The sequence below is a fragment of the Ornithinimicrobium sp. genome, from assembly GCF_035267225.1.
In the GTDB taxonomy this organism is placed as follows: domain Bacteria; phylum Actinomycetota; class Actinomycetes; order Actinomycetales; family Dermatophilaceae; genus Ornithinicoccus.
The window spans coordinates 1-20,815 of the sequence record NZ_DATFMA010000023.1 but is presented as its reverse complement, the minus strand read 5'-3'; the positions used below and the strand labels follow the sequence as shown (position 1 = coordinate 20,815).

19 protein-coding genes are annotated in these 20,815 nt (G+C 69.0%); 16 read left to right on the top strand and 3 right to left on the bottom strand.

Annotated elements, in window-relative coordinates:
* Positions 1-2: 2 nt before the first annotated feature.
* From VJ976_RS01440 to VJ976_RS01410, 7 genes are all read left to right on the top strand, one after another.
* On the top strand, positions 3-1,943 hold the full coding sequence (locus VJ976_RS01440) for a PAS domain S-box protein (protein WP_324098188.1): 1,941 nt from the start codon (positions 3-5) through the stop codon (positions 1,941-1,943).
* A gap of 1 nt (position 1,944) precedes the next feature.
* Positions 1,945-2,640, top strand: coding sequence for a response regulator transcription factor (locus VJ976_RS01435; protein WP_324098186.1), 696 nt, complete (start codon positions 1,945-1,947; stop codon positions 2,638-2,640).
* A 75-nt stretch (positions 2,641-2,715) separates the two neighbouring features.
* Entirely contained in the window at positions 2,716-3,720 is a 1,005-nt protein-coding gene (locus tag VJ976_RS01430) for a response regulator (protein ID WP_324098185.1), read from the top strand.
* Positions 3,707-4,756 carry an ATP-grasp domain-containing protein gene (locus VJ976_RS01425; protein WP_324098184.1) on the top strand — a complete coding sequence of 350 codons (1,050 nt, stop codon included), beginning with the start codon at positions 3,707-3,709 and terminating at the stop codon, positions 4,754-4,756. The genes VJ976_RS01430 and VJ976_RS01425 overlap by 14 nt, the downstream gene beginning before the upstream one ends.
* Positions 4,753-5,466, top strand: coding sequence for a PHP domain-containing protein (locus tag VJ976_RS01420; protein ID WP_324098182.1), 714 nt, complete (start codon positions 4,753-4,755; stop codon positions 5,464-5,466). Before VJ976_RS01425 ends, VJ976_RS01420 begins: the two co-directional genes overlap by 4 nt.
* Positions 5,463-6,977 (top strand): glycosyltransferase family 2 protein, encoded by a 1,515-nt coding sequence (locus VJ976_RS01415; RefSeq protein ID WP_324098180.1) that lies wholly within the window; start codon positions 5,463-5,465, stop codon positions 6,975-6,977. Before VJ976_RS01420 ends, VJ976_RS01415 begins: the two co-directional genes overlap by 4 nt.
* Entirely contained in the window at positions 6,974-7,174 is a 201-nt protein-coding gene (locus tag VJ976_RS01410; protein ID WP_324098178.1) for a hypothetical protein, read from the top strand. Before VJ976_RS01415 ends, VJ976_RS01410 begins: the two co-directional genes overlap by 4 nt.
* A 60-nt stretch (positions 7,175-7,234) precedes the next feature.
* Here the strand turns inward: VJ976_RS01410 and VJ976_RS01405 are convergent, their stop codons facing one another.
* Positions 7,235-8,899, bottom strand: coding sequence for a BCCT family transporter (locus tag VJ976_RS01405; protein ID WP_324098176.1), 1,665 nt, complete (start codon positions 8,897-8,899; stop codon positions 7,235-7,237).
* 242 nt (positions 8,900-9,141) lie between these two features.
* Here VJ976_RS01405 and VJ976_RS01400 point away from each other — a divergent pair, with 242 nt between their 5' ends.
* Positions 9,142-9,639 carry a DUF2975 domain-containing protein gene (locus tag VJ976_RS01400; RefSeq protein WP_324098174.1) on the top strand — a complete coding sequence of 166 codons (498 nt, stop codon included), beginning with the start codon at positions 9,142-9,144 and terminating at the stop codon, positions 9,637-9,639.
* Complete coding sequence (locus VJ976_RS01395; RefSeq protein WP_324098172.1) at positions 9,639-9,860, top strand: helix-turn-helix transcriptional regulator; 222 nt, start codon at positions 9,639-9,641, stop codon at positions 9,858-9,860. The genes VJ976_RS01400 and VJ976_RS01395 overlap by 1 nt, the downstream gene beginning before the upstream one ends.
* A 41-nt stretch (positions 9,861-9,901) precedes the next feature.
* On the opposite strand, the gene VJ976_RS01390 is transcribed toward VJ976_RS01395, so the two are convergent.
* Complete coding sequence (locus VJ976_RS01390; protein WP_324098171.1) at positions 9,902-12,394, bottom strand: phosphoketolase family protein; 2,493 nt, start codon at positions 12,392-12,394, stop codon at positions 9,902-9,904.
* Positions 12,395-12,452: 58 nt separating this feature from the next.
* A complete protein-coding gene (locus VJ976_RS01385) occupies positions 12,453-13,706 on the bottom strand; it encodes a chloride channel protein (RefSeq protein WP_324098169.1) in 1,254 nt (417 codons plus the stop codon).
* A 102-nt stretch (positions 13,707-13,808) separates the two neighbouring features.
* Here VJ976_RS01385 and VJ976_RS01380 point away from each other — a divergent pair, with 102 nt between their 5' ends.
* The 7 genes from VJ976_RS01380 to VJ976_RS01350 form a co-directional block, all read left to right on the top strand.
* Complete coding sequence (locus tag VJ976_RS01380; RefSeq protein WP_324098167.1) at positions 13,809-14,831, top strand: DUF389 domain-containing protein; 1,023 nt, start codon at positions 13,809-13,811, stop codon at positions 14,829-14,831.
* On the top strand, positions 14,824-16,305 hold the full coding sequence (gene cls / locus VJ976_RS01375) for a cardiolipin synthase (RefSeq protein WP_324098165.1): 1,482 nt from the start codon (positions 14,824-14,826) through the stop codon (positions 16,303-16,305). The genes VJ976_RS01380 and cls overlap by 8 nt, the downstream gene beginning before the upstream one ends.
* 42 nt (positions 16,306-16,347) lie before the next feature.
* Complete coding sequence (locus VJ976_RS01370) at positions 16,348-16,842, top strand: DUF1269 domain-containing protein (protein WP_324098164.1); 495 nt, start codon at positions 16,348-16,350, stop codon at positions 16,840-16,842.
* A gap of 76 nt (positions 16,843-16,918) precedes the next feature.
* Positions 16,919-17,716, top strand: a complete 798-nt coding sequence (locus tag VJ976_RS01365; protein WP_324098162.1) for a helix-turn-helix domain-containing protein — start codon at positions 16,919-16,921, stop codon at positions 17,714-17,716.
* A gap of 5 nt (positions 17,717-17,721) precedes the next feature.
* Positions 17,722-18,135 carry a VOC family protein gene (locus tag VJ976_RS01360; protein ID WP_324098161.1) on the top strand — a complete coding sequence of 138 codons (414 nt, stop codon included), beginning with the start codon at positions 17,722-17,724 and terminating at the stop codon, positions 18,133-18,135.
* 66 nt (positions 18,136-18,201) lie between these two features.
* The gene (locus tag VJ976_RS01355; RefSeq protein ID WP_324098160.1) at positions 18,202-20,583 is read left to right on the top strand and encodes an NAD(P)/FAD-dependent oxidoreductase; all 2,382 of its coding nucleotides are present in this window, start codon (positions 18,202-18,204) and stop codon (positions 20,581-20,583) included.
* Between the two features lie 11 nt (positions 20,584-20,594).
* The coding region (locus VJ976_RS01350; RefSeq protein WP_324098158.1) for an alpha/beta fold hydrolase at positions 20,595-20,815 on the top strand (221 nt) is incomplete at its 3' end.

Below are 20,815 nucleotides of genomic sequence, written 5' to 3'. Positions count from 1 at the left end.
GGGTGGAGGGGCATGGTCGGCCTGGGGGGCCACGAGGCGTAACCGACGACGTCACGGCGGGTCGGGTGGACCGGCGCGCCACCGACCGCAGCACCGCGATCGTGCAGGCCGCGCTCGACTCGATCGTCACGATCGACGAGCGCGGGGTGGTCGTCGAGTTCAACCCGGCATCGGAGCTCCTCTTCGGCTGGTCTCGGCAGGAGGCCTGGGGGCGCCGACTCGAAGAGCTGTTCATCCCGCCCGAGCTCGCGGGCGCCCACCGCGAAGGGCTCGAGACCTTCTTGCGCACCGGTGAGGGCCCCGTGCTCAACCGACGGCTCGAGCTGCCTGCCGTCTGTCGCGACGGGACCCGGCTCGTCGTCGAGCTCATCGTCGTGCCTACCGTTCACGAGGGCCGCCGTGAGTTCACCGGGTTCCTGCGCAACATGACGGAGCTGCGCCGCACCCAAGAGCTGCTCCGCGCCTCTCAAGCACGCTACGAGGCCATCGTCCGCCACTCCACGCGGGCTCTGGTCCAGTGTGGAACGGACAGCGGGTGTGTGCTCCTCGCCGGCGAGGACATGTTGGGCTACCCGACCGACACGGCGCTCGACGGCGGATTCCTCGGTTTGGTCCACCCGGAGGACCAAGCAGGCGCCCTGGACCTCATGGCCGAGGTGAGGGCGGGCACGCGCGAGCCACACGAGAGTGAGGATCTGCGCCTGCGCCGCGCCGACGGCGAGTACCTGACCTGCGAGGTCGTGATGGAGGACCTGAGCGATCTGCCTGAGGTCGGAGCCCTGCTCGCGCGGGCCGCAGACGTGACCGAGGACCGCGAGCGCCGTCGCAGGCTCGCCGACGCCACCGCCCAGATGCGCAGCCTGATCGACCATCTCGGCGCGGCGGTACTGCTGGAGGACGCCACCCGGCACGTCCTGGTGGCCAACCAGGCGCTGGTCGACCTCTTCGGCTTCCCGGTGGCGGCCGAGGACCTGTTCGGCACCGACTGCTCGATGGCGGCCCACGCCGTGAAGGACCTGTTCGCCGATCCCGACGGCTTTGTCGGGGGCGTCGAGCGGCTGCTGGCCGATGGGGAGTCCGTGCTGGCCGAACACCTCGCGACGGCAGACGGCCGCACTCTGGAACGGGACTACGTCGTGATCCGGAACGCAGGACGCCCGGCCGGACACCTGTGGGTGTACCGCGACATCACCCAGCGGATCGTCGAGAACGTCATGCTCGCCGACCAGAACCGCTCCCTGGCGCAGCTGGCCGCACTGAAGAACGAGTTCGTGGCCACGGTCTCCCACGAGCTGCGCACCCCGCTCACCTCGGTGGTGAGCTTCGCCGACATGCTCCGTGACCCCGATACCGGGCCGCTCAACGAGAACCAGGAGTCGGTGCTCGAGGTCATCGACCGCAACTCCCACCGACTGCTGCGCCTGATCGACGACCTCCTGCTGGTCGCCAAGCTCGAGTCGCACACGCTGCCGCTGTCCCTGGGCCTGGTGGACCTCCCCGACCTCGTCCGACAGGTGGCCGCCGAGCAGCAGCCGGTGGCGGCGGAGAAGGAGGTAGGGCTCGAGGTGCAGACGGCACCCGGGCCTCGCGTCCGCGCCGACTCCGTCCGGCTCCAGCAGGTCTTCTCCAACCTGGTGGGCAACGCGTTGAAGTACACACCGGCCGGCGGCCGGGTCACGGTGACCTGCCGGCCAGGGGAGCCCGGCCACGACTGGGCGGTCGCCGTGGCCGACACCGGGCTGGGCATTCCCGCAGCAGAGGTGCCCAAAGTCTTCGACGCCTTCTTCCGCGCCTCGAGCGCTGCCGGCGGCGCGGCAGGCACCGGGCTCGGGCTCGCGATCACCCGGCTCATCGTCGAGGAGCACCACGGCAGCGTCGACGTCGACAGCACGCCTGGCGTGGGCACCACCATGACCGTCCGCCTCCCCTACGAGGACGACTGAGATGGCCCGCATTCTGATCGTGGAGGACGACGAGGACATCGCGCTCGTCCTGACGATGCTGTTGCAGCGAAACGGCCACCGGGTCTCCTCCGCCCCGGACGGGCCCACCGCCCTGCGGCGCGCCCATGAGGTGCGTCCCCAGCTCATCGTCCTCGACATCGGCCTGCCGGGTATGAACGGCTGGGATGTGCTTTCCCGCATCCGGGAGGTCAGCGATGTACCGGTCCTGCTCGTCACGGCGGCTGGACGTGACGAGGACAAGGTGAGAGGGCTGCGGGGCGGCGCCGACGACTACCTCACCAAGCCCTTCCACAACGCCGAGCTCCTCGCTCGGATCGACGCGCTCCTGCGGCGCGCCGACGGCGCCGAGTGGGAAGGCTCAGACGTCACGCACGGTGGTCTCGTGCTCTCCCCGACGCGGGGCGTGGTGACCATGGACGGCCAGGACGTCCGGGTCACGCCGCTGGAGTTCCGGCTGCTCGCGGTCTTCCTGCGGCACGTCGGCCAGGTGCTCACCCCGGCTCAGCTGCTCTCGGCCGCGTGGGGCGACGACAGCGGCACCGGTCAGGACCGGGTGAAGTTCGCCGTACTCCGTCTGCGCCGCAAGCTGGGCTGGGAGGAGGCGTCCCACTCGCCCCTGCAAGCCGTGCGTGGCATCGGCTACCGCCTCGACGCGAGCGAGGACGCCCACATCTGAGCAGCCGAAACCTGCTCCCGATCCGCAACCGTTCCACACCGAGATCGGCAACCGTCGAGGCTCATGGTGGTTTCCATGACACCTTCCACCCGCATCCTCGTCGTGGAGGACGACCCCGATGCTCTGCTCGTCCTCCGTCACCACCTCGACCCTCGGCCGGACTATGAGGCGACCTACTGCAGCAGCGCCGCCACGGCCGCCGAGCACCTGACCCGCGGCCGGTGGGACGTCCTCGCCACCGACCTGCACATGCCCGGCATGGACGGGCTGCAGCTGGCGGCTCTTGCTCGCCAGCGCGACGCCCGGCTGCCCGTGCTGCTCATCACGGCGCACGCCACCGTCGACGCGGCCGTGCGAGCGGTCAAAGGTGCGGTCACGGACTTCCTGACCAAGCCGCTGCAGCGCGACGCCGTCCTGCAGGCCATCGACAGCGCGGTGGCCCACCGGCGCGCGCAGGGGCGCCGGGTGCTCGCCGTGGGCGCCCACCCCGACGACGTCGAGATCGGAGCCGGGGCCACGCTGGCCGGGCACGTGCGTGCCGGCGACCACCTCACCATCCTCACCACCAGCTCCGGCCGACGCGGCGGTGACGCCGGGCTGAGGGCCGCCGAGGCCCAGGAGGCCGCCACCCGACTCGGGGGCACGCTCGTGCTGGGTGACCTCGAGGACACGGCCATCCCCGACCGTGGCCCCACCATCGACCTCATCGAGGGTGTCTGCGCCGACGTGCAGCCCGACACGATCTATGTCCACTCCGCGCACGACCTGCATCAGGACCATCGGGCCGTGCATGCCGCGACGCTGGTGGCCGCCAGGGGGGTTCAGCGGGTGCTGTGCTACCAGTCACCGAGCGCCACGATCGACTTCCGGCCCACGATGTTCGTTCCGGTCGGCACCGGGATGGACGCCAAGCTCGAGGCCATCGCGGCCTTCGCCACCCAGACCTCCATCCGGGACTACCTCGAGCCCGACATGCTGACCGCCACCGCCCGCTACTGGGGACGCTTCGCGCGCACCCGGTTCGCCGAGCCCTTCGAGGTCGTGCGCGAGAGCCAGGGGGTCGACCGTGTTGCCGTCTGACCTCGCTCTGGCCCCGACCCGCGACGACCACGCCCCTTCGACTGCGCAGACCGATCCCGGCCGGCCGGCCCGCGTGTTGGTCACCGGCGCCGGTGGACCCGCGGCGATCGGCTTCCTGCAGCTGGCCTCCCGCCCCGACGTGGAGATGTTCGCTGCCGACATGGACCCCGTCGCCTCCGGTCTCTACCTCGTGCCCCAAGCCCGCCGGCTGGTCGTCCCCCGAGGTGACGACCCGGACTTCGCCGACAGCATCCTGAGGATCTGCCGGCGCCTCGGGATCTCCGTGCTGGTACCGACCGTCGACTCCGAGCTCCTGCCCTTGGCGCGCATTGCTCACCTGCTCGCAGCGCAGGGCACGACCCTGCTGTCGGCGCCCGCATCCACCTTGGCCGTGTGTCTGGACAAGGCCGAGCTCGCACAGGTCTGCGAGGGCTCGTGCGAGGTCCCCGCCACGAGCGAGCTCCTCGTCGACACCCCGATGGCCTATCCGAGCATCGTCAAGCCGCGGACCGGCAGTGGCTCCCGTGGCATCCGGCTGGTGCACGAGGCTGAAGACCTGGCCGGGCTACCCCGGGACGGGAGCCAGCTGGTCCAGGAGTATCTCCCCGGTGAGGAGCTGAGCGTCGATGTCTTCGTACGCGCCGACGGCGCTGTCGTGGCGGCCGTGCCTCGTCGGCGCGACCGGGTGGACTCCGGCGTCGCCGTCGCCGGGCGGACCGTGCACGACCAGCAGTGCATCGAGCAGGCCGTGGCCGTGTGCCGGGCGATCGGTCTGCGAGGCATCGCCAACGTCCAGCTGCGCCGACGCAGTGACGGGACCCCGGCTCTGCTCGAGGTGAACCCCCGTCTGCCCGGTTCGCTGGTGCTCTCGGCCGCCGCCGGAGCCAACCTCGCGGGCCTGGCGCTCGCCGAGGCCCTCGGGGAGTCCGTACCCGCCTTCATCCCGTTCCGCGAGGTCGCCATGGTGCGCTACCTCGCCGACGTCGTGGTCGAGATCGACGAGTACGCCGACACCGAAGTGGGGGCCCTGCGATGACCCTGCCCCTCGACCTCGAGACTGACTGGCACACCCACACGAGTCTCACCGACGGCAGCGACAGCCCGAAGAAGATGGTGCGCGCGGCGGGGGCGGCGGGACTGCACCGCATCCACGTCACCGACCACGTGCGCGCGAGCTCCACCTGGGTGCCCGACTACGTCGCCGAGCTGGACCGGATCCGTGCGGCCGCCCCGATCGACGTCGTCTGCGGGGTGGAGGCCAAGATCCTGGACGTGAAAGGCAGGGTGGACCTTCCGACCGACCTACGCGGCATCGAGCAGGTCGTCATCGCCGACCACCAGTTCCCGACTCGTTCCGGCCCGGTGACCCCCCAGGAGATGCGCCGCCGGATCGAGACTCATCGGATGCGGGCCGACGACGCGGTCGCCGAGCTCGTCCTGGCCACCGCACGAGCCGTCTTCGTACACGAGCTGGTGGTCGTGGGTCACCTGTTCAGCGTGCTCCCCAAGGCGGGCATCGACGTCTCGCTCGTCACCGACGAGATGCTCTCGACCCTGGCGGCCGCCGTGCGCGCGTCCGGGGCGGTCATCGAGGTCAACGAGAAGTGGCGCACGCCGTCGGTGCCCATGGTGGACAGGCTCTGTGCTCTCGGCGTCGAGTTGGTGCCCTCCTCCGACGCCCACAGCCTCGATGCACTCGGCGCGTGGGACCACGTGGCGGATGCTGCGCAGGCGGTCGCCGGATGACCAGTCCTGGCGACCTCTTCGGCCTCCTGGCCGATCTGGGGCTCTGGGTGTTGGTCGCCCTGGTGCTCGCTGGAGCGGTGCCGTTGCTGGCTGCCACGTATCAGTTCCTCCTCATCGGCGCACACGCCTGGAAGAACCACTACGCCGACACGGCACCGTACGAGCCGAGGGTCGGCATTCTCGTTCCGGCGTGGAACGAGGCGGCGGTGCTGGAGGCCAGCATCGACCGGCTGGTCGGGCTCGACTACCCGCCCGACCGGCTGCGGGTCTACGTGGTCGACGACGCCAGCACCGACGCGACCCCTGACGTCGTCCTGGCCAAGGCCGAACAGTACCCGGGGCAGGTGGTCCACCTGCGGCGGGAGAAGGGCGGAGAGGGCAAGGCCCACACGCTCAACCACGGTCTCGCCATCATCCTGGCCGAGAACTGGATGCAGGCTCTGCTCATCATGGACGCGGACGTCATCTACGAGCCCGACTCCCTACGCAAGATGACACGGCACCTGGCCGACCCCGACGTCGGTGCCGTGACTGCGTACATCAAGGAGGGCAGCCAGCCCGGCAACTATCTCCAGCGGTTCATCGCCTACGAGTACGTCACCGCTCAGGCCGCTGCTCGACGCAGCCAGAACGTGCTCGGGGCCCTGGCTTGCCTCGCCGGTGGCGCGCAGCTGCACTCCCGGGCCAACCTCGAGGCCATCGGCGGGAGGATCGACACCACCAGCCTCGCCGAGGACACCTTCACCACGTTCAACACCCAGCTGGCCGGCAACACGGTGGTCTTCGACGGCAACGCCACCGTGTGGGCGGAAGAGCCCGACGGCATCGTCGGCTTGTGGAAGCAGCGCCTGCGCTGGGCGCGCGGCAACGTCCAGGTGACGTTGCGCTACAAAAGCCTGTGGTTCCGGCCCCACTCCGGCCACAACCTGGGGAGCTTCACCTTCGGCGTCTTCTGGTTCTGCCTCTTCCTGTTGCCGATCTTCATGATCGTCTCTTCGGCTGCCTTGCTCACGCTGTACTTCGCCGACTTCGAGCGCGCATGGGCGGTGTTCCAGCACCTCTGGATCATCAACGCGCTGTCCTACCTCTTCATCACGACGTTCGCGCTCGCGATCGACCCCACCACCGCTCGGCGGGCCTGGCGCGAGGCGATCGCGTTCCCGGGCGTGGTCTCGTTGCTGGTGATCCTCTACACGTGTGCGCCGGTGCTGTTCTCCTGGCTCGCCTCCCTCTGGTCGGCGATGACGGGACTGACCTGGGGCGAGACGAGCACCCACGTGGTCATGCTCATCGCCTACTCCTGGCTGGCCCTGTGCATGCCCGTCGCATGGCTGGGCAAGAAGGCTGAGGAGAAAGGGCGGCGCTGGCTGAGCCCCTTCTTCGTCTACCTCGGCGGGTACGGTCCGTTGTTGTGCGCCGTCACCTTCACCTCCTACGTCTACGAGCTCCGTGGCGCCGAGATGTCGTGGGACAAGACGGAGAAGACAGGGAAGGTCGCGCTACCGAGATGACGTCCTCTGGGCCCGACAGCATCGTCGGTGCCCATCACGTCGTCGACCCACCCGAGGAGGGCGAAGACGCGGGGACGCGCCACGAGCGGGAGCGGCGCGAGTCGCTGCGCGAGGAACGCAGACTGCTCAGGTGGCAGATCATCTGCCTGGTGCTCGTCGCGTTGTTCATCGTGGTGAGACAGCTGTGGCTGACCTGACCGAGGCCGGGCGGGGCTGAGGCCCCACCCGGCCTGGTCCGGGAGAAAGGTGCGGGGTGCCTACTCCCGGGACTCGGCCTCGACTTTCTGCTGGCCGTCGCCGTGCCAGGTGGTGTCGGAGTCGCGCGGCTCGCCCTCCTTGACTCGACGTTCGAGCTCCTCCGGCGCCGTGCCGGGTGGGCGCATCAGGTCGTCCTTCTCGGCGATCAGCGCTTTGAGCAAGGCGAACATCATCGCGAACACGAGGATGAAGATGGGCAGGCCGATCACCGTGATGACCTCCTGCAACGCGACCAGCCCCGCCTCGCCGCCGAGGACGATGAGCGAGGCGGCGAGGGTGCCCTCCGAGACGCCCCAGAACACGCGCTGACGAACCGGGCCCGCCTCGGCATCGCCGGCGCACAGGATGTCGACGACGAGGGAGGCCGAGTCGGACGACGTCGCGAAGAACAGGGCCACGACCACGACCGCGATGCCCTGGATCAACGTCGCCGCGGGGAAGTTGTCGAAGAAGGCGAACATGGCCAGCGGGATGCTCTCCGAGACGGCGGCCGAGATGCTGCCGCCGTCACCGCCGATGCCGTCGATGCGCATGGCCGACCAGCCGAAGATCGCGAACCAGACCAGGGTGAACAGCGAGGGAGCAACCAGCACTCCCAGCACGAACTCACGGATGGTCCGGCCCCGCGAGATCCGGGCCAGGAAGACGCCCATGAAGGGCGCCCAGGTCACGGTCCACGCCCAGTAGAAGACCGTCCAGCTGGCCTGCCAGCCCCAGCCGTCGTCCGTGTAGCCGGCCATGGCGTCGTTCCAGAACGACAGCGGCACGACCTCTGAGGCGTAGATTCCGGCGCTCTCGATCACCTGACGCAGCAGGAAGACGGTGTCGCCGAAGAGCAGCACGAAGATCATCAGGCCGACGGCCATGAGGATGTTGAGGTTCGACAGTCGCCGCACGCCCTTGTCGAGCCCGGCGACGATGGAGGCCACCGCGACCACGGTGAGCGTGGTGATGATGATGACCTTGGGCCACACCGCGTCGGGCCAGCCCAGCAGCTCGGTCAGCCCGGCGTTGATCTGCGAGGTGCCCAGGCCCAGCGAGACCGCCAGACCGAACAACGTCCCCAGCACTGCGAAGACGTCGATGGTCTTGCCGATCGGGCCGTGGATCCGCTCCCCGATGAAGGGGTAGAACACGGAGCTGACCCGCATGGGCAGCTTGTGCCGGTAGATGAAGTAGGCGAAGGCCAGGCCGGGAAGGGTGAAGATGGCCCAGGTGTGCAGGGACAGGTGGTAGAGCGAGAAGGCGATGGCGTCCTCCGCCGCGGCGGCGCTGTAGGGCTCCACGTCCCGCGGAGGAGCGCCGAAGTGCGAGATCGGCTCGGCCACACCCCAGAACATCAGGACGGTGCCGATGCCGCCGGCGAAGAGCATGGCGAACCAGGACAGGTTGCCGTAGTCGGGCTTGGCCTCGTTGCCACCGAGGCGGATCCGACCGAAGCGGCTGAAGGCCAGGAACAGCAGGAAGAACAACCATGTCGTCACCCCGAGGATGAAGAACCATCCCAAGTTGAAGGTGATCCACTCCCGGCTGGCCGAGAAGGCCGACCCGATGGGGTCCGGGAAGAGCAGCAGCAGGGCCAGGATGACGATCATCAGGCCGGCGGAGACAAAGAAGATGATCGGGTCGGTCCGCAGTCCGAGCCGTCGAGCGAGAGATTCCATGGGGGTCAGTACCTCCAGATCGGGCCTTCCGGCCTGCGACGTCATCGCTTGCGCTGGGCATGGGCCGGACCGTCGACATCTAGAGTTGTCCAATTGTTGACAAATGTCTACCCCGACGCGGCGCTCCTCGCGCGGCGCGGGACGCCGCAGCCCTCGCACCGAACCACCTGCGCGGAAGGCCGGAGCCAGTTGACTTATCGACTTTCAATGTGTTTCGATTGTTAATCAATCTAGGAGGACACATGAACACTGTCGGTCTGATGGCACTGCGGGCGGTTCTGGGCGCGGGCTTCGCTGGCACCCTGTTCGTGCTGTTCGTGATGGTCCCGCTGTTGGCCATCGACCTCCGCGAAGTGGGTGGCGACATCACCGAGGTCCGGATACCCATCCTGGGCATCGTCGCCGTGGGCATCGTGGCCATCCAGGTCGTGCTGGTCTGCACGTGGCGCCTGTCGACCATGGTGCGTCGCGGCACCGTGTTCAGTCCGGCCGCCTTCCGTTGGGTAGATGTGGTCATCGGCGCCATCGCCGTCGGCTCGTTGCTCACCTTCGCCCTGGGCGTCGTGGTGGCCCCGGGGCACGCAGTGCCGCCGGGGCTGGTGCTGTTGCTCGGTGGAGCCGGGCTACTGGTGGCAGGCGTGGCGCTGGTGGTGTGGATCATGCGGATGTTGCTCGTCCAAGCAGTGGATCGAGACGCCGAAGCCCGCACCATGCGCGCAGAGCTCGACGAGGTCATCTGATGGCGATCGTGGTCGACATCGACGTCATGCTGGCTCGGCGCAAGATGAGCGTCGGCGCTCTCGCCGAGCAGGTCGGCATCACGCCGGCCAACCTGGCGGTGCTCAAGAACGGCCGCGCCAAGGCGGTCCGGTTCACCACCCTGGCCGCCCTGTGCCAGGCCCTGCAATGTCAGCCCGGTGACCTGTTGCGTTGGGACGCCGAAGGCCATCCGGGACGGTGAGTACGAGGCGGCAACCAACGCCGTGACGCGCTTGCGCCGCGTCAGTCGTTGTCGCCGCCGGTGTCCGACATCACCGCCGGTCCGCCGTGCTCGGTCGCAGTCTCGCCCACGTCGGGACGCACCCACGCCGAGACCTCCGGCGAGTCGGTGCCGTGCTCCCGGGTGTAGGCGCGGGCCCGCAGCCGGGCATCGACCATCCGTTGGCGCAGCCCGGCGTGCCGGTCGGACAGGCCCGGCACCCGGTCGATCACGTCGATGACCAGCTGGAAGCGGTCGAGCTTGTTGAGCATGAGCATGTCGAAGGGCGTCGTCGTGGTGCCCTCCTCGATGTAGCCGCGCACGTGCAGGTTCGCGTGCCCGGTGCGGCGGTAGGTCAGCCGATGAATCAGCCACGGATAGCCGTGGTAGGCGAACAGGATGGGCTTGTCACTGGTGAAGATGGTGTCGAACTCGCGGTCGGACAGGCCGTGCGGGTGCTCCTTGTCGTCCTGCAGGCGCATGAGGTCGACCACGTTGACCACGCGCACCGACAGCTCGGGCATGTGCTCCCGGACCAGGTCGGCGGCCGAGACCACCTCCAAGCTGGGGACGTCACCGGCGCACGCAAGCACCACGTCGGGCTCGACGCCCTCGGTCTCGGTGCCTGCCCACGGCCAGATCCCGAGGCCACGGGTGCAGTGGAGCATGGCCTCCTCGGCGGACATGAAGGTCGGTGCCGGCTGCTTGCCCGCGACCACCACGTTGACGTACTGCTTCGTGCGCAGGATGTGGTCGTAGGTCGAGAGCAGGGTGTTGGTGTCCGGCGGCAGGTAGACGCGGATGATGTCCGCCTTCTTGTTCACCACATGGTCGATGAAGCCCGGGTCCTGGTGGGAGAACCCGTTGTGGTCCTGGCGCCACACGTGGGATGACAGCAGGTAGTTCAGGGACGCGATAGGCCGCCGCCACTCGATGTGGTTGGTGACCTTGAGCCACTTGGCGTGCTGGTTGAACATCGAGTCGACCAGATGGATGAAGGCCTCGTAGGAGCTCAGCATCCCGTGCCGGCCCGTGAGCAGGTAGCCCTCCAGCCACCCCTGGCACTGGTGCTCGCTGAGCATCTCCATCACGCGTCCGGAGCGCGCCATGGGGTCGCTCTCGTCGGTCTCGGTGTAGTCGGCGTTCCACTGCTTGTCGGTGACACTGAACACTGCTTGCAGCCGGTTGGACGCTGTCTCGTCCGGCCCGAAGATCCGGAAGTTGTCGGGGTTGCGCACGATCACGTCACGCAGGAACTCGCCCAGCACCCGCGGCGCTTCGGTGAGCGTGGCATCGACGGGCACGGCGTAGTCCTGCCAGTCCGGCATCCGCAGGTTGCGCAGGACCAGACCGCCGTTGGCGTGCGGGTTGGCGCTCATCCGCAGCTGGCCGGTGGGGGCGGCGGCCAGGATGTCCGGGCTCACCGCTCCCGCGTCGTCGAACAGCTCCTCCGGCCGGTAGCCGAGAAGCCAGTCGCGCAGGTTGCCCAGGTGCTCCTCGGTGTCGCGCGCGCTCGACAGCGGCACCTGATGGCTGCGCCAGGACCCTTCGGCTTTCTTACCGTCGATCTCCTTCGGGCCGGTCCAGCCCTTGGGAGTGCGGAAGACGATCATCGGCCAGGCGGGACGCTGGACCTCTTCGCCTTCGGCCGAGGCCTGGACGGCGTCGGCCTTGATCTGCGCGATGGCGTCGAGGACGGTGTCGAGCAGCGACGCGAAGCGTCGGTGGATGCTCTCGATCGGCTCGTCGTCGAAGCCCGCGGTGAAGAAGTACGGCGTGTGGCCGTAGCCGCGCATCAGGTCAGCCAGCTCGTCTTGGCCGATACGCGCCAACACCGTGGGGTTGGCGATCTTGTAGCCGTTGAGATGCAGCACCGGGAGGACGACGCCGTCGGTCACCGGGCTGAGGAACTTGTTGGAGTGCCAGGATGTCGCCAGTGGCCCGGTCTCGGCCTCTCCGTCGCCGACGACCGTGAAGGCGAGCAGGTCGGGGTTGTCGAACACGGCGCCGTACGCGTGCGAGAGGGCGTAGCCGAGCTCGCCTCCCTCGTGGATGGAGCCCGGGGTCTCCGGGGCGACGTGGGAGGGGATCCCGCCGGGGTAGGAGAACTGCCGGAACAGCCGTCGCAGCCCGTCGGCGTCCGCGCCGATGTCGGGATAGGTCTCGGAGTAGGTGCCCTCGAGATACGAGGCGGCCACCAGGCCGGGGCCGCCGTGGCCGGGGCCGGTGACGTAGATCGTGTTGAGAGCGCGCTCGGCGATGGCCCGGTTCATGTGCGCGTAGAGGAAAGTCAGCCCCGGTGTGGTGCCCCAGTGCCCGAGCAGGCGAGCCTTCACGTGCTCGGGGACGAGCTCCTCGCGCAGCAGAGGGTTGTCCCGCAGATAGATCTGCCCCACCGAGAGGTAGTTCGCGGCCCGCCACCACCGGTCGAGCTGATGCACGGTCGCATCATCGAGATGGTCACCACTGCCCGCTCGAGGTGCGGATGTGTGGTCGCGCGACAAGCCTGGTGCCATGGGTTCCCTTTCCCTCGGTGTCCCCAGGATGCCGGGGCCCGGGGCAACAGGCCAGGGCCTAACGGTCCTTGACCTGCTTCAGCCACTCCAACAGCCCTGTGCCGTGCACGGCGAGGTAGGCCATCACGGTCGCGATCGAGGGCAGGACGGTCATCTCCAGCGGAAGCCCGAAGATCATGCTGGTCAGGATGATGACCATCAGCGGCAACGGGATCAGCGAAGCACAGGCTCCGGCCGCCAGCGAGCTCACCGCCACCACCGCGGGCAAGCCGGGGATGATCTCGGCCAGCAGAGTTCCCAGGACGGCGCCGATGAAGAGCAGTGGGAAGAACGGCCCGCCGAAGAACCCCCAGCGCATGGAGATGGCGAAGGCCAGGATCTTGCCCACCAGCACCATGGCCAGCAGGCCCACGCCGAGCGAGGCTCCGTGGTTCAGGATGACGTCGAGCTCCTGCCGGCCGCTGAACATCGTCAACGGCAAGGCGTATCCCAGTGCGGCGATGACCGCCGCACCGATGAGGGCCCGGGCGAGTGGGCTGCTCACCCGGGCAGCCAGCCGGGTGGACACCCCGATCACCACCGCGATCAAGATGCCCAGCGCCGCCCCGACCAGGCCGAGCAGCAGCGCGAGCGGGATCCACCACAGCCGCAGCTCCGGAGCGGGAAGCTGGTAGACGGCCAGGAAGGGCGTGCCCAAGGCCGGAAAGAGCACCAGGAAGGCGGCCACCGCCGCGATGAGCCCGGGCGCGATCCGCTTGAAGCCGCTGGACCACCGGGGGTGGTAGATCTCCATCGCCATGATCGGGCCCACGTAGGCGAACGTGCCCAACCCGCCGAAGACGGCGGAGATCCCGGCGAACGTCAGGTCGGCCTTCTCCTCCTCGTCCCCCCCGCGGCGCTCGGCGACCGAGGTGCCGATTCCCGCTCCCAACGAACCCAGGGACGCTTCTGGGCCTACCGAGGCCCCTCCGACGAGGCTGGTGAGGCCGATGCTCGCGATGCGCACCGAGTGCCGCGGGTCGACCTCTCCTTCGATCAGCTCGTCGATGAAGTTGGGGTCCGGCCCGGTCATCTGAAACCGCCCCCGGAGGTAGCCGACGAGCGCACCGGCCACCATCACGATCGCCACCGCGTACAGCGAGCCGCTGAACCAGCCGCTGGGAACCTCCTGGCCCGACCAGACGAGCTCATGCAGCAGGTACTCGGCGGCGAAGAAGACCAGTACCGAGACACCGGTGAGCACCCCCACCAATGCCGAGCGCAGCAGAAGGCGGCCGTATCCGGTGTCGAAGACAAAGCCTTTCGTGACCACGAATTCCTTTCGGCGAAGCTGAACTAGCGGCACACTACGGGGAAAAGCAAGCCATCGGCTAGCGTCATGAGCAGCGATAACGGTGAGGGATATGGTGCCAAGGTGAATATCGTCGGCACGGTCACCCCCGGGGACGTGGAGCGGATCTCGGGCAAGGTCTTCATGACCGAAGGCGATAAGTCACGCAACCTGTCGGCCTTCTGGGTGCTCTTGACGCTGTCTGCCGTCATCGCCACCGCAGGAGTGATCGCGGACTCCACCGCCACGGTGATCGGCGCCATGATCGTGGCGCCACTGATGACGCCGATCCTGGGCACCGCGATGTCGATCGTCCTCGCGCGCCGGCGAGCCATGCTGCGCAGTGCCTCTCTCGTGGCCGGCGGTGCGCTGCTGGTCATCGCGGTGGGCTACCTGCTCGGCCTCGTCATGCCGGTGTCGGTGGTCGCGGAGACCAACTCCCAGGTCTCCGGGCGGGTCAACCCGGGCATCATCGACCTCGTCGCGGCACTGGCCACGGGTTTGGTCGGGGCTTTCGCGCTCCTGCGCTCCGAGATCTCCGACACCCTGCCCGGGGTCGCCATCGCGATCAGCCTGGTGCCCCCGCTGGCGGTGATCGGGCTCACGGCCGAGGCCGAAGCCTGGCAGCAGTCTTTCGGCGCCCTCGTGTTGTTCAGCACCAACGTGGCCGCGATCATCGCCACCGGCACCCTGCTCATGCTGCTGGCCGGAGTGCGTGACATCGCCAAGGGCTCCGGCATCCAGGTCGGTAAGCTCCGCGGCCGGACGCTTTTCGGGGTGGGGGCGATGCTGTTCGTCGTCAGCCTCCCGCTGGCCGTCGGCAGTGGGAACGTCCTGCTCAAGCACTACCTGGTCATCCAGGTGCAGGACGTCGCGGACAAGTGGGCCGAGCAGGAGGACTGGGTGGTCACGGACGTGTCGGCGAGCAACAACTTCGGCGACTTCACCGTCTCGGTGAGCGCGATCGGCCAGCCCCCGGAGGCGAACAAGCAGGCGTTCCGACGCATGCTTGACGACGCCGAGCTGGAGAACGTGGACGTCGAGATGACCCTGCTTTTCGGCGGCCAGGTTGACCTCGCACCCACCGAGAGCAACGCGGATGGATGACTGGGACGCATCGAACTGGACCGCGACGGTTCTCATTGCGTACGTGACGCTGCGGATCCTCGTCCGTGTCGTCGCCCCCGGCTTCGTACCCGTGAGCCGCCGGCCGTCCTCCGGGATGGCGTGGGTCGTCCTGATCCTCCTCTTCCCCTTCTTCGGCCTGGCGGCGTGGTGGGGGCTCGGCAACACCTCGATCGGCGGGGTGCGCCGTGAGCGCCAGACGAGTGCCACGCACTACCTGAACGGCCATCTCGGACGTGGAGAGGTAGCCAGCCCGGACGCCGTGACACCCGAGCACATCTCCTCGGCGATGCGCCTGAACGAGCATCTGGGGGCCTTCCCGCCGGGGGCGTCCAGCGAGGTCTCGCTCTATCCCGACTACGACGACTCGATCCTGGCGATGGCCGAGATCATCGACACCGCGACGCAGTGGGTCCACGCCGAGTTCTACATCACGGCCTGGGACGAGAGCACCGAGCCGTTCTTCGCCGCGCTGGTCCGGGCTACCGAGCGCGGTGTCCCGGTGCGCTTGCTCTTCGACCACCTCGGCACTCGCGGCCTGCCCGTCTACAAGGAGCTGCGGCGCAAGCTGGCCCGGACCGCGATCGAATGGCACGCGATGCTGCCGGTGCGCCTCGGCCGCGACTTCACCCGGCGGGTGGACCTGCGCAACCACCGCAAGATCCTCGTCATCGACGGAACCGTTGCGGTCATGGGCTCGCAGAACATGACTGAGCCCGGCTACAACAAGCCCAAGAACCACAAGGCGGGCCGGAAGTGGGTCGAGCTGACGTGTCGGGTGGACGGAGCGCTCGCGCGGTGTCTGGACGCCGTCTTCGCCAACGACTGGTACGTCGAGACCGGCCAGGCCCTCTGGGGGGAGCTGGAGGCCATTCCGAACACCGCTCAGAGCTCCGGGCCCGGCGAAGTATTGGGCCAGGTCATCCCCAGCGGCCCGGGTATCCGAGCGGAGAACAACCTGCGGCTGTTCACCTCGTTGATCTACGGCGCACGGCATCGCCTCTCGTTGACGAGCCCGTACTTCGTGCCGGACGAGTCCCTCCTCTACGCCGTGACCACCGCGGCCCAACGCGGTGTCGACGTCGAGCTGTTCGTCGGCGAGCAGGGCGACCAGTTCATGGTGTGGCACGCGCAGCGCTCCTACTACCAAGCACTGCTGGAGTCCGGAGTGAAGATCTACCTCTACCAGGCGCCCCTGGTGCTGCACTCCAAGCACTTCTCCGTAGACGACGACGTGGTGGTGATCGGCTCCTCCAACATGGACCTGCGCTCGTTCGCACTGAACTACGAGGTCTCGATGATGCTCACCGGACGCGAGGTCGTGGAGCGGGTCAAGGCGGTCGAGGACGGCTACCGCGCGCGCTCACGACTGCTCACCGAGCAGGACTGGAGCCAGCGCAGCCTGGTCAACCGCTACCTGGACAACGTGATGAGGCTGACGGCGGCGCTGCAGTGAGGGATACTGTCGTCCACCCGCCTTTGCCCCGAGGAGAGCATCATGGCCGCCACGTTGACCGTATGGAAGTTCGCCGACGAGTCCGGCGCCGACGGAGCCGTCAGCACCTTGAAAGAGCTCACCCAGCAAGACCTGATCAAGGTGCACGACGCCGCGACGGTCTCGTGGCCGATCGATGCGAAGAAGCCGAAGACCCGGCAGCTGAACAACCTCGCCGCCGCGGGGGCCATGAGCGGCACCTTCTGGGGCATGCTCTTCGGTCTTCTGTTCTTCGTGCCCCTGCTCGGTGCCGCCGTCGGCGCAGCGACCGGGGCGCTGACCGGAATGCTCGCCGACGTCGGCATCGACGACGACTTCATCGACAACGTGCGCCAGCAGGTCACCCCCGGCACCTCCGCGCTGTTCGTCATGACCTCCGAGGGTGTGCGCGACCGGGTGCGTGAGGCCTTCGCCGGGTCCCACGCCGAGCTCATCCACACCAACCTCTCCCGCGAAGACGAGGCCGCCTTGCGGGAAGCCTTCAGCGAAGAGGAATAGCACGACCACAGACAGCGCAGAGGCGACGCCGCCCGTCGCCACCGTGCACCCGTGCCTGCACCCGCAGGTTCGCTCGATGGTCGGGTACGCAGCCACCGGCCTGAGTCCCGGTGTGCACCGCGGGCTGCCGTCCGACTCGCTGGTGATGGTGTTCAGCATCGACGAGCCGGTGCACACCGCGGCGACGTTCCATGACTGGCTACAGGGGAGACATCACTCCCAGTGGACCGTGCTGGGCGGTCTGCACACCACGGCCGCCTGGGTGGACCAACCGGGGCGATGGCGTGGCATCCAGGTCGCCCTGCACCCCCTGGGGGCCCGGCGACTGTTCGGTCTGCCGGCCGCGGCGCTGCCGGTGACGTCCTGGGACGCCCGTGAACTGCTGGGGAGCCAGCTGGAGGAAGTGCACGCGAACCTCGCCGCTGCGACCTCGTGGTCGGCCCGCTATGCCGTCGTCACCGAGTTCCTGACCGCGCGGCTGGCTACGGAGCAGGGCGGAGTCGTCCGACCGGAGGTCACCGAGGCCTGGCGCTGCCTTGCCCGCGGTCGTGGTCGAGCACGCGTCGCCGAGCTCGCACATCATGTCGGGTACAGCCGGCGCCGACTCACCGACGTGTTCCGCGCCGAGACCGGGCTGAGCCCCAAGACGGCGGCCCGGCTGATGCGCTTCGACGCCGCGCGACGCGCCGTGGCGCTCCGGTCGGCGCTGGGCCGACCGTTGGACATCGCCGAGATCGCGGTGGACAACGGCTACTACGACCACGCGCACCTGGTCCGCGAGTTCACCGAGTTCGCCGGCCTCGGCCCGACGTTGTGGCTGCGCGAGGAGTTCCCAAACGTCCAAGCGGGAGCGGCGGCTCAGGCGTCAGGCTGAAGCGCATGGACGACAACGCCCCCCCACCTACAGTTTGGCCCGCCTTCCAAGCCCACGACCCCCTCTGCGTCATCGACACCCTGGTCGCCCTGGGCTTCGAGGAGACCGCGCGCTACACCGACGAGCAGGGTGTCATCCAGCACGCCCAGCTCTCCTGGCCCGAAGGCGGTGGCGTCATGCTCGGCACCCACAAGCCTGACGGCCCGTTCACCCAGCGGCCCGGCACCACCTCCGCCTACATCGTGACCTCGGATGTCGAGGGAGTGCTGGCCCGGGCGAAGGCCGCCGGCCTCCAGGTTCCCGACGAGCCGCACGAACGCGACTACGGCAGCCGTGAGTTCGGCGTGCGGGACCCCGAAGGAAACCAGTGGTCGTTCGGCACCTACCCCGGGGAGCCGCGCCGCAACGCCGCCCCCTGACAGCGGCGCTCAGGGTCGCGACGCCCCGGCAGCGACCATGCGCGCTCGCGTGTCTAGGTTGGGGAGGTGACCTTCGACTCCCCCGCGCCAGCAGACCACTACGACGTGGTCATCGTCGGGGCGGGCATCTCCGGGATCGACACGGCCTGGCGGCTGCAGGAGCGACGTCCGCGCACGACGTACGTGGTGCTGGAGGCTCGCGAGCGCATCGGCGGCACCTGGGACCTCTTCCGCTATCCGGGCATCCGCTCCGACTCCGACATGGCCGCGTTCGCCTTCCCGTTCCGGCCCTGGCCGGCACAGACCAAGCTGGCCGATGGTGCGGAGATCCGCTCCTATGTCGCCGACACCGCCCGCGAGGCCGGGATCGTCGAGCACGTCCGGTTCGGCACCACCGTCCGAGAGGCCCGGTGGTCGACGCCGGAACAGCGCTGGACGGTGGCGGTCGACGGACCAGGCGGACCCCAGACCATGACCTGCGGATTCCTGCACCTGGCCGCGGGGTACTACGACTACGCCCAGGGCTACCAACCGCACCTCCCCGGGAGGCAGGGCTACGAGGGCACCTTCGTGCACCCGCAACAGTGGCCGCCCGGCCTGGACGTGGCAGGACGCCGCGTGGTCGTGATCGGCTCGGGGGCGACGGCGATGACCCTGGTGCCGGCACTGGCGCACACCGCCGCGCGGGTGACGATGCTGCAACGCTCCCCCAGCTGGGTCGCCTCCGTTCCCAGCGTCAGCCGGTCCACGCAGGCTGCTCACCGGTGGCTTCCAGCGGCTGTGGCACACCGGGTCACCCGGCTCGCGAGCGTGGTCTACGAGCACGTGACGTACGCCGTCGCCCGGCGCCACCCGGAGCGTTTCGCACGGCTCCTGCGCGCCAGCCTGCGCCGCGACCTGCCGGACGAGGACCTCCTCGACACCCACTTCACACCGGACTACCCCCCGTGGGACCAGCGCGTATGCCTCATCCCGGACGGTGACCTCACCCGAGCCATCGCCGACGGTCGGGCGGATGTGGTGACCGGGTCCATCGAGACGCTGACCGGCGAAGGTGTCCGCCTGACCGACGGACGGCACCTCGCCGCCGACATCGTGGTCTCGGCGACCGGGCTGCGGGTACTGCTCTTCGGCGGGATGACCCTGGTGGTGGACGGTGAGCGGGTCGAGCCCGCCTCGCGGATCGCCTACCGCGGACTGATGCTGGAAGGAGTGCCGAACCTGACGTTCACCGTCGGGTCCGCGCACGCATCGTGGACCTTGCGCGCCGACCTGGTGGCCCGGTATCTCTGCCGCCTACTCGCTCACCTGGAACGACGCGGATATGCCGTGGTCACGCCAGGCGCGGCGCCGCCGGGGCCTCGTCGCCCCCTGATCACCCTGCAGGCCGGATACATCCGCCGCGCCCAGGGCCAGATGCCTCGGCTCGGCACGCGGCGACCCTGGACCGTGCCGCAGAACTACTTCGTGGAGGCGCTCGAGCTCTTGCTCGGACGGGTAGGTAACCACCTCGTCTTCACACCCCGACATGGCGAGCCGACACAGGGGAACCTCATGAAGCCGCCGAAGCTGCCCCCTCTGTACTACGCCGGCGGCACCGCGGTCGTCACCGGCGCCGCGGGCGGCATCGGCGAGCAGCTGGCGCGCCAGCTCGCTGCGGCCGGGAGCCATCTGGCCCTGGTCGACCGGAAGGCGGACCTGCTTGACGAGCTGGTCCGCGAGCTCCGTTCCGGCTACCCCGGCTTGCGGATCAGCGCACATCCCGTCGACCTGGCTGCGCCGGAGGCCGTCGACGGGCTGGTCGGCGACGTCCTGCGTCAGCACGAGGGGGTCACCGTGCTCGTCAACAACGCGGGGGTCGCGCTGGCCGGCGCGTTCGACCAGCTCAGCACCGCCGACATCGACTGGTTGTTGCAGGTCAACCTCCATGCTCCGATCGCCCTGACGAAGGCGCTGCTGCCGACCCTGACCGCCCACCCGGGCGGCCACGTCATCAACGTGTCCTCCCTCTTCGGTCTGGTGGGCCCCGCTGGTCAGACGGCCTACGCCACGAGCAAGTTCGGGCTCCGCGGCTTCAGCGACGCGCTGCGCGGTGAGCTGATGGCGCAGGGTGTGGGCGTGACCACGGCGCATCCTGGTGGCGTGGCCACTCGCATCGCCGCGGACTCACGGACCGGCGCGGGGATGGACGAGGCCGAGGCTCAGGCCGGGCGCGAGGCCTTCGGTCGACTGCTGACCATGGAGCCGGCGGCTGCAGCCCGCACCATTCTGGCCGGGGCGCGTCGGCGCCGGGCGCGCGTGCTCGTGGGATGGACGAGCGTGGCTGTCGATCTCGTGGAACGGCTCGCCCCCACCGCCGGCGGGCGGATCCTCACGGCGGTGGCGGCCAGACAGCTCGCCCGGGACCCAGGCGGGGCGTCGAGCCTGCCCACCTCGACGCGGAACTGATCGACCTCGGCATGAGCACCGTTGACACCACTGTTGAGGCGGCGGGCACGCAGGTCCGGGTGCGGGTCACCGAACCGGCCCTTCCTCAGGAGGGAACGGCTCTGCTCCTGCACGGCATCGGCCGCAGTCTGGAGGACTGGGAGGCGCAGCATGCCCGGCTCGGCACGCGACACCGCGTGATCAGTCTGGACCTGCCGGGGTTCGGCTACACCCCGCGCCGCCCCGCCGGCAT

Bases quoted from the DNA above. Each gene is read 5' to 3' on its own strand.
- VJ976_RS01415 (WP_324098180.1), top strand. From the start codon at position 5,463: ATGACCAGTCCTGGCGACCTCTTCGGCCTCCTGGCCGATCTGGGGCTC.
- VJ976_RS01410 (WP_324098178.1), top strand. From the start codon at position 6,974: ATGACGTCCTCTGGGCCCGACAGCATCGTCGGTGCCCATCACGTCGTC.
- VJ976_RS01405 (WP_324098176.1), bottom strand. From the start codon at position 8,899: ATGGAATCTCTCGCTCGACGGCTCGGACTGCGGACCGACCCGATCATC.
- VJ976_RS01365 (WP_324098162.1), top strand. From the start codon at position 16,919: ATGGTCGGGTACGCAGCCACCGGCCTGAGTCCCGGTGTGCACCGCGGG.
- VJ976_RS01420 (WP_324098182.1), top strand. From the start codon at position 4,753: ATGACCCTGCCCCTCGACCTCGAGACTGACTGGCACACCCACACGAGT.
- VJ976_RS01390 (WP_324098171.1), bottom strand. From the start codon at position 12,394: ATGGCACCAGGCTTGTCGCGCGACCACACATCCGCACCTCGAGCGGGC.
- VJ976_RS01395 (WP_324098172.1), top strand. From the start codon at position 9,639: ATGGCGATCGTGGTCGACATCGACGTCATGCTGGCTCGGCGCAAGATG.
- VJ976_RS01400 (WP_324098174.1), top strand. From the start codon at position 9,142: ATGAACACTGTCGGTCTGATGGCACTGCGGGCGGTTCTGGGCGCGGGC.
- VJ976_RS01360 (WP_324098161.1), top strand. From the start codon at position 17,722: ATGGACGACAACGCCCCCCCACCTACAGTTTGGCCCGCCTTCCAAGCC.
- cls (WP_324098165.1), top strand. From the start codon at position 14,824: ATGGATGACTGGGACGCATCGAACTGGACCGCGACGGTTCTCATTGCG.
- VJ976_RS01435 (WP_324098186.1), top strand. From the start codon at position 1,945: ATGGCCCGCATTCTGATCGTGGAGGACGACGAGGACATCGCGCTCGTC.
- VJ976_RS01430 (WP_324098185.1), top strand. From the start codon at position 2,716: ATGACACCTTCCACCCGCATCCTCGTCGTGGAGGACGACCCCGATGCT.
- VJ976_RS01370 (WP_324098164.1), top strand. From the start codon at position 16,348: ATGGCCGCCACGTTGACCGTATGGAAGTTCGCCGACGAGTCCGGCGCC.